This is a genomic window from Staphylococcus auricularis (assembly GCF_001500315.1).
GTDB classification, from domain to species: Bacteria; Bacillota; Bacilli; order Staphylococcales; family Staphylococcaceae; genus Staphylococcus; species Staphylococcus auricularis.
This window is the reverse complement of record NZ_LLER01000001.1, coordinates 17,315-30,012: the sequence shown is the minus strand read 5'-3', so window position 1 is coordinate 30,012 and position 12,698 is coordinate 17,315. Positions and strand designations below refer to the sequence as shown.

At 36.2% G+C, this 12,698-nt stretch carries 10 protein-coding genes; 3 read left to right on the top strand and 7 right to left on the bottom strand.

Annotated features, from left to right (window positions below; translation table 11 throughout):
* Positions 1 to 374: 374 nt before the first annotated feature.
* The 3 genes from APS80_RS00135 to APS80_RS00125 form a co-directional block, all read right to left on the bottom strand.
* Entirely contained in the window at positions 375 to 1,457 is a 1,083-nt protein-coding gene (locus APS80_RS00135; protein ID WP_059106259.1) for a KxYKxGKxW signal peptide domain-containing protein, read from the bottom strand.
* A gap of 400 nt (positions 1,458 to 1,857) precedes the next feature.
* Entirely contained in the window at positions 1,858 to 3,279 is a 1,422-nt protein-coding gene (locus APS80_RS00130; RefSeq protein WP_059106258.1) for a sodium:solute symporter family protein, read from the bottom strand.
* Between the two features lie 208 nt (positions 3,280 to 3,487).
* Positions 3,488 to 4,726, bottom strand: a complete 1,239-nt coding sequence (locus tag APS80_RS00125; RefSeq protein ID WP_059106257.1) for an aminoacyltransferase — start codon at positions 4,724 to 4,726, stop codon at positions 3,488 to 3,490.
* A 469-nt stretch (positions 4,727 to 5,195) separates the two neighbouring features.
* Between APS80_RS00125 and APS80_RS00120 the strand changes: the two genes are divergently transcribed.
* Positions 5,196 to 5,696 (top strand): GNAT family N-acetyltransferase, encoded by a 501-nt coding sequence (locus APS80_RS00120; protein WP_059106256.1) that lies wholly within the window; start codon positions 5,196 to 5,198, stop codon positions 5,694 to 5,696.
* Positions 5,697 to 5,762: 66 nt separating this feature from the next.
* On the opposite strand, the gene abc-f is transcribed toward APS80_RS00120, so the two are convergent.
* The gene (gene abc-f, locus APS80_RS00115) at positions 5,763 to 7,379 is read right to left on the bottom strand and encodes a ribosomal protection-like ABC-F family protein (RefSeq protein WP_059106255.1); all 1,617 of its coding nucleotides are present in this window, start codon (positions 7,377 to 7,379) and stop codon (positions 5,763 to 5,765) included.
* A gap of 387 nt (positions 7,380 to 7,766) precedes the next feature.
* A complete protein-coding gene (locus APS80_RS00110; protein ID WP_059106254.1) occupies positions 7,767 to 8,099 on the bottom strand; it encodes a YflT domain-containing protein in 333 nt (110 codons plus the stop codon).
* A 317-nt stretch (positions 8,100 to 8,416) separates the two neighbouring features.
* On the opposite strand from APS80_RS00110, the gene APS80_RS00105 reads away from it, so the two are divergent.
* Positions 8,417 to 8,605 (top strand): helix-turn-helix transcriptional regulator, encoded by a 189-nt coding sequence (locus APS80_RS00105; protein ID WP_059106253.1) that lies wholly within the window; start codon positions 8,417 to 8,419, stop codon positions 8,603 to 8,605.
* A gap of 5 nt (positions 8,606 to 8,610) precedes the next feature.
* Positions 8,611 to 9,114, top strand: a complete 504-nt coding sequence (locus tag APS80_RS00100) for a hypothetical protein (RefSeq protein ID WP_059106252.1) — start codon at positions 8,611 to 8,613, stop codon at positions 9,112 to 9,114.
* 63 nt (positions 9,115 to 9,177) lie between these two features.
* On the opposite strand, the gene APS80_RS00095 is transcribed toward APS80_RS00100, so the two are convergent.
* Positions 9,178 to 10,911, bottom strand: coding sequence for an ABC transporter ATP-binding protein (locus APS80_RS00095; protein ID WP_059106251.1), 1,734 nt, complete (start codon positions 10,909 to 10,911; stop codon positions 9,178 to 9,180).
* 32 nt (positions 10,912 to 10,943) lie between these two features.
* Complete coding sequence (locus tag APS80_RS00090; RefSeq protein WP_059106250.1) at positions 10,944 to 12,698, bottom strand: ABC transporter ATP-binding protein; 1,755 nt, start codon at positions 12,696 to 12,698, stop codon at positions 10,944 to 10,946.

Here is a 12,698-nt window from a genome sequence, read left to right as displayed (position 1 = left end):
GTCCCAAGTTGCATTATCAGCTATAATATTTGCGCTCCATTTTGTCGTTATACCGTAACCTTGATTAAGCAAACCATGACCAAATGGAAAGTTTCCCGACCAATAATAACCATCTCGAAGTGGATAGATATATTCTGGGTTTGGTCCTACTCCACCAGCAAAATTACCGTTCGAATCACTTGAACCAGTCTGAGCATTATAAGGTTTACTAAATCCTGGTCCTAGATAGAACATAGGTTGATTATTTTTTGCAGAATTATTTACACCCGCTGTAGTTTTAGGACTATGTGGTGATCTCTCAATTGTTGAAGTATTCGGGTTATCATAAGTAACTGTATAAGTAAAATCAACACGATTTCCATTTTGTTTCGTCGTCAATTTATAATAAATTGGTACGTTTTTTGATCATACCCCGCACCTGTATATGTTTGTGTTTGGGATGCATCGGCTGCTGCTCTCGCGCCATTTTCTGCTAATCTTGCAAAGTTGTCGAGAGCGATTCTACCTGCACTTCTTGCACGGAAGCCTGAATAACCACGTGATTCACTTGTTGAAGTCTTAAAGCTTATCACATCAGAGACCACGTCTTTGCCCGTTGTACTTTCAGTAGTACTTGTGCTTTGACGTTCTGCTTTTTGACTTGCTGAAGTGTCTTTCGCATTTTGTGAAGTTGAAGCTTTTTCAGAGGCTTTATCTTCTGAAGTTGCTGTAGATTGACTTGCTTGAGATTCAGATGTTTCATCTGCTTTCGTACTCTTTTGTTCTGCTTTATCTTCTTTTACAGATTCAGAAGATTGTTGCTTTTCAGAAGTTTGTTCTGCTGAAGTAGATTCAGAGTTACTTGACTCTGAAGCAGGCTGTTCCGCTTCTTCACTTGTTGTCTCTTTTTTAGCGCTTTCGCTTTCTTCTTGACGTTCAGAAGTAGAAGAGGCTTCAGTTGATTCTGATTGTTCTTCATCTGCACGGCTTGAAGTTGACGCTTTGTTTGCTTCTTCCTCGCTTGTTGATTCAGAAGTAGCTTGCTCTGCTAATGATGCAGATTCGCTTTCAGAAATACTTGTTGAGAGTTCTTCTGAAGCTGAAGTATTGGTTTCTGATTTACCAATTGCAGTGGAGTTTTGGTTACCTACTGTTTCACTATGCGCAGAAAGTTCTGATGTCACTGGCGCATCGGATGCAGCAAACGCCTGTTGATCATGCAACATATTGACAGTAAATATTACCCCTGCCACGGCGGTCGTCTTAAGCGCTTGACGTTTAACAAATCCATCTGTCTTTTGAGACAAGTCTGGTTGTTTTTCAATGCTGCTGCTTAAGAAAGGCACGCCCATTATACCTAATAATTTAATCTCTTTAATCCCGGCTTTGACCCAATTTTTACCAGATTTATAAAGCCTTACCCGAGCTTTTTCATCTGCAAAACTTTGCCGGAATTTATTTCTTTGCTGCTTTGACATAAATTCGCCTCCATTAAGATCGTAAAAATTACACACAACTAATTAACTGAATTATATTGTTTTTGCCATTATACCCCAATTAATAAATTTTACAACTCATTTTCTCATTTTTTTGTGTGGCAAAATTAAGTTTTTAAATACCTTTCTATTTTTAATATGTATTTTATACAAATGTGTTTTCTTTTTAATAAACAGCACGATCTATACCCTGTATAAAGACTATGAAATCAGCTTTTTTAGGCTTTTTAAAGAAGCTGGAGACAAATTTGTTTTCCTTTATATAATAGAAATCTTCTATCCTATTTAACCTATAAAACATAAAAAAGACACTTCCATCTTCACTCTAATTTTCAGAATGAGATGAAAGTGTCTTACAAATAATTCAATTCAAAATGTGAATTTATTGAGCGACTGTACGTCCTTTTTTATCAAAAAGTGTCACAACTAGTAATGTCACAATAGAGAGTGGTAATCCAATGAGGATTGGATGCATGCCATAAGGATGTCCTAAGATTTGCCATATGATCGCTGAAATCAAACCGACCCACATAGAGAGATTACCTGCAAGTTTTGTCGGACGAGACCAGAAGAGGCCGAATACGACAGGTGCGAGTAATCCTGAAACTGTCATTGCAGTACCTGTCACCATTAACTCGACTAATCCTGGAATCATCAACGCGAGTATCAGTGCAATCATAGATACGAAAATCACGGATAATTTACTATAAAGTAACATGCGATCTTGATTTTCTACTTTCACGTGAGGTTTGATGATATCATTCGCAATCGATGACGCCCCAGCAATGAAGAATGAGTCCGCGCTTGAGATAACCGCAGCTAACAGCACGAGAATCATTGCGACCACAAGTGGGAATGGGAAGACATCTTGAATGACGTTATAAAAGATCATTGGTGTATCTTTGATGTTGATGTCTAAACCAAAATGACTGTACACCCCAATAAGCACAACCATCGCACCAAGTAATACAGCGATAATCATTGAAATAGTATAACCTGTACGCGCTGTTCTTAAATCTTTTGCGGCCCAAATACGTTGCCACACATCTTGTCTAATAAATTGATAGAACGCTAAAGTTAAGAGATAGATCAGAATTTCGTTAGGCGTAATATGTAATACATCTAACATTTCAGGTTGGTGTTGTTGAATGGCTTTTGCACTGACTTCACTCCAACCTCCTGCATCATACATTACGACAAAGAATAGTACGATGATACCAATCGTTAAGATAATCCCTTGCACTAAATCTTGCCAAATGACTGCTTTGAGTCCTCCAAAGTAAGTCTTAATTGTAAGTAAAATCCATCCGATGAGCACACCGGAAAACATCGGTACTCCAATAGTTAAATTTAAGACGGAAGCGATAGCCACAAATTGCATTCCTGTCATCGCACAATATGCGAAAAGATAACTAATCACCGTTGGAATTCGGGCACCTTCTCCGTAACGTAATGCGATGTAGTCACCAATCGTAACCATTTGATGTTTTTCACCGAGTAAGCGAATGCGTTTTAAGAAAAAGATGGCAAGCACGATGACCGCACTCAACATCGTAATATGGATCCATTGTTGGCCCATACCTGCAACGTATCCATTTTCCATATAACCGAGTAAAGTTGCGCCACCGACCCCTGTACTAATAAATGTCAGCATCAGTGGAAAGATTGAAACTGTTCGACTTGCGACATTGTAATCATCATATGTTTTTATATTTCTTTTTATGTATAAAGACATAAGTAATAAGAAGATAAAGTAAACGATAATAATCAAACCGAGCGTAAATTGTTCCCTATGATCAAACACCGGTATCCCTCCTTTAGTAAGTCACTATATATTTTGATCAATACTTATTCATTTTTCCTATTCCAACAAATAGACGGAGGTCAGACTCCCGTAACCCCTTGTGCTTCCAGAGTGACCTCCCGCATACTGCCATCCTAATACAAATAGAAAAAAAGCGATGTCACAGCCTGTTATATCGACCGTACCATCGCTTTACATCGTATCCTGTTTATCGATTCATTCGTTGATAAAGTTGATATAATACTGGTTTGATTGGCTTGATAAAGTCACCGATATATTCTTCGACGTGAGCGTTAAAGCCTTCTTTAAATCGTTGCACACCATAGTCTTCTGCATCTTCGCTGAAGTCACCGGTAATACCATAAAAGTTATAGTGGTCTATGTTGTGTGCTTTGGCGAACTTAATCATTTCCCATTGTAAACGGTAGGCGCCCATATAGGCATTATATTTAGGATTTGAACCACTCGATAGATAGTAAACTTCATGTTCATTGTAGAGATACAATGCGGCAGCTAAATCAAGTGTCGTACCATCCGTTTCAATGAGTGCTTTTGTTTCATTAATTTTTTTAGTTTGGCTATTTAATTGTTGTTCAATTTGTTTGGCTTTATTTTTACTTTTTTTAGAGTTAGGATTTTCTTCCAATGATGCATGAACTTCATCTAGTTGACTTTGAAGTTCATTTTCCTTTTGTTGTTGCACATCAAGCAGTTCATCTAAATTGATGTATGCGAGTTTCAAGAAGGCACGATCACCATACATACGTTGCATTCTAATAAAATAGTCGAGTTCTCTAAATTTGAAACCGTGTTTTTCTTCGGCCATTTTAAATAGTTTGAAGAAGCGATCCGTTTCTTCAATTGGTAACGTTTTGACTTTGACGTGCATTTCGTATGTTTTTTTAATGTTTCTACGTGTTTGGTAATCCATTTCTTTTAATAATTGGTCTTCTGATTTATCTTTTAAATCGAGTACAGAGAGCCAACGTATTTGGCTAGTTTGTGAATAACCTACTGTATAACCTTGATGTTTGTATCCAAGTTGTTCTAGCGTTTTTACAACTGCACGGTTATCAAAGGATTTAATAATCTCACCGGTTGCAATTCTGATATTTTCTAATATGTACGGGTCTACTAACACATATAAACAATTATGTTTTTTAAGATATTGCGTCAAATGGCTGAAAAAGAATTCGACTAATTTGACGTTGTTAAAATCAAGTACCGGCCCTCGATGTGTATAGAAATAACGAAAGAACTTTAAACATCTTGCTTCAGTTAATAAACACGCTGCGATCACTTCGTCATTTTCCTTTACTCCTACGAGATGCGCATCATCTTGATCCTGATGTCTGTAATTATAATGTCTCGCGCTTTGTGTATAATGCGAAGGCGCTTTCATTGTAAAACCATTAAACTCTTCAGGCGTCAATTGGACAAATTGCATTTTAATTATCCCCTCTTATGTAAATTAAAAATTTCCCAAAACAATAAAAATGAATAACCATTAATTACATCTTATATCATAGCATAATTTTTATAATAATTGGCTATTTTTATAGAATATTAGTCAGCCAACTTTAATACATTTTAATTATTTTTATTTCCGTAGCAAAAATTTGTTTGATGCATGCTTTAACGATGAAATTCATTAAGAAATGCGTTGTTTATTTTTGAGATGTATGATCGATTTGTGATTTTAACCAATCTGTCTATCTCTCACTACTTAAAATTAGCTTAAGTATTAGAAGTAGCGTTAAGTGATTTGTTCTTTTTTGAAGAAGAACATTAAGCAAAATCAATGAAAGTTATTTTCCACACTTTATTCAATATCCTTCTAACTTTCACTCTCTTTTTAGTTTATTATATAAGATAACTTAAGTAATAAAAATTTAATTGGAATAGGAGAGGCATGAATGGATATTTTAATTTTAAATGAAAAAGATGCTGAAGCTTATAGACAACTACGTCTTAAAGGGCTTCAAACTGATCCTTTAGCTTTTGGAGCTTCTTATGAAGATGAAATCACTTTAAATTTAGAAGATTTTAAGAAACAATTAATTCCAAAAAAATCTAGTTTTGTTGTCGGAGCTTTTGTAGAAAACAAACTCATTTGCACTATTAAATTCAAGAGATTTACCGGTTTAAAGATGAGACACAAAGCAATTTTGACTGCGATGTATTGTGATTCCGAATACAGAAAAAGAGGTATTGCTAAAAAAGTACTCCAATTTACATTAGAAAAAGCAAAACAAATGGAAGGATTAATAATGTTGCAACTTATGGTAGGTTCAAAAAACACTAAAGCTAAAAAATTATATGAAACATTTGGTTTTCAAAGTTACGGCGTTGAACCTAGTGCTATTTACTACAACGATCAATTTTATGATGAAGATTTAATGTACTTATACTTATAAAAAACCACCTACTTCTATCCTGATGGATAAAAGTAGGTGCAAGCGATTTATTTATAACTGCTCAGCTCACAGTGCATTTTTGCTTTTAACATATTCGTAGTTGCCTTCAAATTTTTCTAGTTTTTGATCTTTCAACAAATATGTTGTATTAAACAGCTTATTTAAGAAGTATCTGTCATGAGAGACGGTGATGATTGTTCCATCGTAATCAAGCAATGCATCTTCTATCGTTTCTTTAGAATCGATGTCTAAGTGGTTCGTCGGTTCATCCAACACTAGCAAATTGTAGTCGCTATTGACGATTTGCGCCCATCTTAATCTCACTTTTTCTCCGCCACTTAAATCTTTCACTTTTTTAAATACATCTTTTCCATAAAACATAAAATTCGCAAGTAAATGACGTGCTTTACCTTCAGTCACATTGACTCTTTCTCTAAAAATGTTCAAGACCGTATCATCATTTTCATCTTCGAATTCATGTTGCGAAAGATAACCAATTTTTAAATTGGCCGCAGTATAAACGGTTCCCTCATCCGGATGAACGTTACCTAATATCATTTTCAGTAATGTAGATTTACCAGCACCATTGTCTCCGATAATCGCCACATGCTCGCCTCTACGCACTAACATGTTCACGTCGTCATATAAGAAGTCATCATAGCACTTCGCAACGTGCGTCATTTCTACAACTTTGTTAGAAACGCGTTTCCCTTCTTTAAGCTCAATATTCATATTTTTCGGTTCAAACACTGGCTTTTCTAGTCGTTGAATCCGATTTAAAGCTTTCTCCATGCTTTTCGCACGCTTATACATCGCCGCATTGGGTGGCTTCGCTTGGCCCGCCCAAATTCTCAATTGCTTAATCGATTCTTTCATCTTTTTAATTTTCTTTTGTTGGTTTTGGTAAGCTTCAAATTCAGCTAATACTCTTTTTTCTCTTTCTTCTACAAAGTGTGAGTAATTGCCTTCGTAGACATGTAAATTTTGTTGATCAATTTCCATAATTTGATTGACCGTTTCGTCTAAAAAGTATCGATCATGTGAGACAATCACGACTGCGCCCTCATAATTGGCGATATACTGAGTGAGCCACTCGATTGCTTTGATATCAAGATGATTCGTCGGTTCATCAAGAATCAATAAATCTGTAGATTGAATGAGTATTTGTGCAATACCTACCTTCGTACGCTCGCCGCCAGAAAGCGTTCCCCATTCTGAATCAAGTAAGTGCGATATATTTAATCCACTTGCGACCTTGCGTATTTGAGCTTCTATTTCATATCCACCATTTTTCTCAAAATAAAGCTGCAATTCGCCATATCGTGTCATTAACCGTTCAATGTCATCCGGTGATGCGCTCATCTCTTTTTCAATCGTTTCAAGCTGATCAGCGACTTCATTTAACGAATGGAAAACGGATTTTAAACATTGATAAACTTTGGCGTGCGCTTCATATTGCGGTGTTTGATCTAAAAAGCCGATTGCTATATTTTTCTTCCAACTTAAATCACCTGAAGTGGGTTGTTCTATGCCGGCTAAAAGTCTCAATAATGTCGTTTTACCTTCACCGTTTCTACCGGCTAAACCGATTTTGTCTCCTGCATTTAAGGTGATTTTAATATGATCAAACAAAATATCTTCTAAATATCGTTTAGAAATGTTCGAGCCATTTAATATATTCATTTTACTTCCTCCATAGCGCCTATAAGGAAGCAAACGAAAGGTGTCAGTTCCTTATAGACCGTTGATTAATCTCAAAAAAGACAGACTCCACCAATTTTGAAATTAATGCGGCAAATTTGTTGCGAATGATTTGTAAAAATCTGCAACAAAAAGCTATAAGAAACATGTCGACACCTCCTCTATAATCGTTTATTAACATTCTACAATAAATGACCATTATAAAAAAGAATTCTTCTGCTTAATTTAATTTCAGGCAAATTGAATCAAAATATTTCCCGGGTCATACTCTGTTCATTTTAGACAAACAAAAAAACCATCAAGGTAAACACCTTGATGGCGAGGTAAGGAAATGAAGCCGAAAGGAAATTTTATTATTTTAAGCTGAAATTATAAATATTCTTCAGCTTTTTCATCTTTAACAAGTAGGAATACTTTACCTTCGTCCATGTCTGCTTCGTATTCGCTAGCTTGATCTTCTGTTAATCCAACTTCTTGAAATTTTTCTCTTAATTCGTCACCTTTTTTGTCGAATGATTCACCTAAATCATATTTATTGTAGTTAATATGATTGATGCCAGTATTATTTACGATACGAGTTGTTCTGTCATCATCGTGAGATAATACAAAAATATCTTCGTTACTGATACCATTGTCTACTAATTTTTCAATAATTTCTTGTAATTTTTCGTCATTTGTATATTCTCTTACTACTGTACTCATGATAATACCTCCTTAAATTGGGTTACATTTTGTTATACCCTGCACATTAACTTTTAATTACAGATTTTAAAAGATCTAATTTTTGGAAAAATCAGTCATTTTAATTGATAATAATCTGTCTTACATGTGAGAAGAGCCATTAATGTGAAACCGCAACACTTCCCGAATAAAAATCTACTTTTTGTTTGGTCTAAAAATGATTTGTGAGCACTCATTTTACTAAATTTAAAATAGAAGTGTCATGTATATTTGACATTAGTGAAAAGATACCTTATGATAAATGTAAAATATATAAGACACTTTCGAGGTGGGATCACATGAACCGTTTATCAGAATACCGAAAAAGTAAACAAATCTCACAGTTGGAATTAGCAAAAAAAGTAAATGTTTCAAGACAAACCATCAACATGATTGAAAACAACAAATATAATCCCTCTTTGAATTTGTGTATCAATATTTGTTTGGCTTTAGATGTAACTTTGAATGATATCTTTTGGAAGGAGTAATTCATATGGATAAATTTAAACAATCATGGAAAAAAATTACTTTAGGGATAGTTGCAGACAGAGATGAAAGAGAAGAACAAATCATGAATTCCAAATTGGCTACACTTTTTTTAGCTTCCTATTGGCTCATATTATTACTTACGTTGATTAGTTTTGTTTTTGATGCTTATAAGCATACATTCTCTACGGGCACGTTCTTATTCCTTGTACTCGTGTTGATTGAATCTTTAGCCATAATGTTTTCACTCAAAAATGCAGGTGTCGATAAAGAAGTGGTTTATTCTAAAACAGAATATAAAGTCATGCTTAAAAAATTAAAACTACAATCTGTAATTGCTTCAATTCTTTTCGTAGGACTTGCCTTTTTATTAAACATATTTTTACAATTTATAGGCCAAACGCATGTTATCTTAGCTAATTTGGACATCTTCGGATGGCTTATTGGCGGCATCTTTTTTGGCGTATTAATTTACTTCCTCGGTAAAAGCAAAATTAAAATAGAACAATAATGTTAGACCCACCGTGTCCTCTAAATTCACGGTGGGTTTGATAGATTTTGATTACTATTACAGTTACAATCTCCAGCCTTCTGATTGATGACGTATATGAATGAAATCTCTGTATTTCCCAGGTTGTTGAATCAATGTATCGTGATCCCCTTTTTGAATGATCTCACCTTCATCCAACACAATAATTTGATTGGCATTCTTAATGGTACCAATCTTATGGGCAATTGTTATGACCGTTTTCCCTTTACTTAATTCATCAATCGCATTTTGAATCAGGTGCTCATTTTCAGGGTCAATGCTCGCAGTCGCTTCATCTAAAATAATGATCGGTGCATCTTTCAAAATCGCACGCGCAATCGAAATCCGTTGCTTTTCGCCACCTGATAAATTTGTGCCCTTTTCATTCACCATCGTTTGATAACCATGCGGTAATGCCATGATAAAATCATGACAACACGCTTGTTTCGCAGCTTCAATCACTTCTTCTTTCGTCGCATCGGGTTTACCATAAAGGATATTATGCTCAATCGTATCATTGAATAGATAGACTTTTTGAAACACTGCACTGATTTGAGACATCAATGTGCTGAGTTTCATTTCACGAATATCCACGCCACCGATACGTATATTACCTTGATCGACATCATAGAATCGCATCAGCAAATGACACAATGTAGATTTTCCGCTTCCTGAAGGACCAATAATGGCAGTCGACGTCCGTTCTGGAATATCAAATGTCACGTTATGAATGACTTGCTGGTCACCGTACGAAAAGCTCACATTTTCGAATGCAATCGAATCATTTTCAAGCACCATTTCTTTACCGCTTTCATCTAAAAGTGGCGCAGCCTTGATTTCCTCAATATCATCGAGTGTGGTATCGATCATTTCTAGCACATGCGCAGCACTATTCACGTGCTCTACGCTATCAAAGATAACAAATGAAAAGATTGCGACCATAATGAGCGTCGGTAGATCCATACTTTGATTCATAAATAAGATACAAGCCACGAGTACAATCAACACAGAAACCAATTTCAAACTCAATAAATGTAACAGATTAAACGGCGTGTACTGTAACTCAATCTTTGTGTTTTGGCGTTTACTCTCATCTACTGCATGGTTAAAACTCTTCAAACTCGTATTTTCTTTCGCAAACGTTTTAATCACCTGGATACCTCTCACCACTTCTAACACTTTCTCTACAAGTTGACCTTGAACTTGGTGATATTGTGGTGCGTTGCGATGGCTTTGCTTTTCTAATAAATGAAGACTCAAGAGAGACAGTATCACTCCGATAAGTGCCAACAGTGCGATTTCCCATGATACAACGAATAGCGATAGTATCAGTACCGTGATGAGAATGTAACCATTAATAACAATATCAATCATCTTCATCGCGAAATTTTCTAGAAATGTTAAATCTGTCGTGACCATCGTCGTTAATTCATTGGTATGATGATCATCAAAATAGCCTAACCGCACACTCTTTAGCTTTTCTCCAATATTTAACCGTTCTGTGGCACTCATTTCATATGCGATGCTTTCCTGGAGTTTATTTTTCATATAAGCCGTGACAAATCGCGCTAATACTAATAAAACCATGATGCCAAAAACGCTGAATACTTCATACAACTGAATCGGTTGATCCGATAATATACGATTAAATACTTGCGCTGCTAGGAAAATCGGTAACGCAATAAATAACGAATTAATAAACGACATGAGAAAGCCTAAGATAAGTCTCGTTTTATAGGGGGATGCCCATTTCAATATTTTAAATGTGATGTGAAACATAAGTCACTTCCTCCCTTCTTACATCTTTCATATTATGAAGACACGCCCCAATCTTTAGCACCTACATGCATTTGCCACATATGGTGATACGTTCCTTTCTTATCTAAAAGCGTTTGGTGATCGCCTTTCTCAACAATATGTTGCTCGCCCAACACAATAATTTGGTCTGCTTCTTTAATTGTAGAGAGTCGATGTGCGATGACGATGAGTGTTTTATTTTGCGTGAGTGCATTCAAAGCGCCTTGAATCTTTTGTTCATTATCTGGATCCACATATGCAGTCGCTTCATCCAATACAATAATCGGTGCGTCTTTCAAAATCATCCTCGCTATCGTCACACGTTGCTTTTCCCCGCCGGAAAGTTTATCGCCAACAGTACCGACCAATGTGTCATAACCTTCAGGCAATTTTTCAATAAAGGTATGGCATTGCGCGAGTTTCGCCGCTTCTACCACTTCTTCGTCTGTCGCTTCTGGATTCCCAAGTTTAATATTTTCTTTAAATGTAAGATTAAGCAAGAAATTATCTTGTCCCACAAAGCCAACGAAATCATTTAACTGTTTCGGATCAAGTTCTTTGATATTGACGCCACCAATGGTAATTGCTCCTGATGCCACATCCCAGAACCGTGCCAGTAACTTCGCAATCGTTGACTTCCCACTTCCTGACGCACCTACGATAGCGGTAAATGTCTGTTGGGGAATAGAAAAGGACAAATGATCAAAAACGAGATCATCCTTATCTCCACTATAAGAGAATCCGACATCATTAAACCGAATATCATGATTTTGTGGCGTTTTAAACTGGTCCGTCACTGCTAATTCATCTAAATCTAATACATCTCGTACTTCCGTAATCGCATATTGAATCGACTTCAACTGGTTCACATAGTTTGTAAAGTTCTTGATTGGGGCGACCACGCCTAAAGACAATACCAAGCACAGAAAGAACTGCGCATAGCTAAGTTGTTGGATTGAAACGAGATACATCCCCACCGGTAGCACGCCTAAAAAAGTAGATGGTAAAACACTAGCACCTAAGTTCATGTAGCCCCATGTCTTTTCGAACCAACTGAGCGTATGCGCTTTGTAGTTATTAACGGCATCTTTATACTTTTGATACGAATTTTGTGATTGGTTAAAGGTTTTAATGACTTCGATCCCTTCAATATATTCGACGATGGCACTATTCATATAATTGTTAGATGCCATTTGCGTTTCATACGTCTCATTAAAGCCTGACATCAACCTTTTAAAAGCGAAAAACGCAATCGGTACAGTGATGAGCATCGCACAAGCCATCCGCCAATCAATCACGACGATGTAACAGAAGATTGCAATCGACAGCAGCAAATTCCCAATCAATTCGGGAATCATATGGGCTAAAGGCAATTCGATCGTTTCAACTTTATCGACAAAGATGCTTTTCAGTTCACCAATTTTCTTAGATTCTACAACGCCGAGTGGCAATCGCATCAATTTCTGTGCGAGTTGCTTTCGAATCGTCGATAAAATATCGTAAGCGGTTACATGAGAAAGCATCGTTGAGCCTCCAAAGCTAAGTAGTTGTAAGATGTAGGCTCCCGCTGCAATACCTATATATGGAAGGACTTGATCTAGTGTGTTAGGACCTTCTATCATTAAAATAATGATTTTATAAACTGCCCAGTAAGGCACGAGCCCAGCAAAAACGCTGATAATCGATAATAGTACAGATAAGATAATTTTAAATTGGCTGTCTTTCCCAAATCCAATTAAAGATTTGATCCAATGTTCACTGGTGTTCAT

Bases quoted from the DNA above. Each gene is read 5' to 3' on its own strand.
- APS80_RS00090 (WP_059106250.1), bottom strand. From the start codon at position 12,698: ATGAACACCAGTGAACATTGGATCAAATCTTTAATTGGATTTGGGAAA.
- APS80_RS00110 (WP_059106254.1), bottom strand. From the start codon at position 8,099: ATGAGTACAGTAGTAAGAGAATATACAAATGACGAAAAATTACAAGAA.
- APS80_RS00100 (WP_059106252.1), top strand. From the start codon at position 8,611: ATGGATAAATTTAAACAATCATGGAAAAAAATTACTTTAGGGATAGTT.
- abc-f (WP_059106255.1), bottom strand. From the start codon at position 7,379: ATGAATATATTAAATGGCTCGAACATTTCTAAACGATATTTAGAAGAT.
- APS80_RS00120 (WP_059106256.1), top strand. From the start codon at position 5,196: ATGGATATTTTAATTTTAAATGAAAAAGATGCTGAAGCTTATAGACAA.
- APS80_RS00125 (WP_059106257.1), bottom strand. From the start codon at position 4,726: ATGCAATTTGTCCAATTGACGCCTGAAGAGTTTAATGGTTTTACAATG.
- APS80_RS00105 (WP_059106253.1), top strand. From the start codon at position 8,417: ATGAACCGTTTATCAGAATACCGAAAAAGTAAACAAATCTCACAGTTG.
- APS80_RS00095 (WP_059106251.1), bottom strand. From the start codon at position 10,911: ATGTTTCACATCACATTTAAAATATTGAAATGGGCATCCCCCTATAAA.
- APS80_RS00135 (WP_059106259.1), bottom strand. From the start codon at position 1,457: ATGTCAAAGCAGCAAAGAAATAAATTCCGGCAAAGTTTTGCAGATGAA.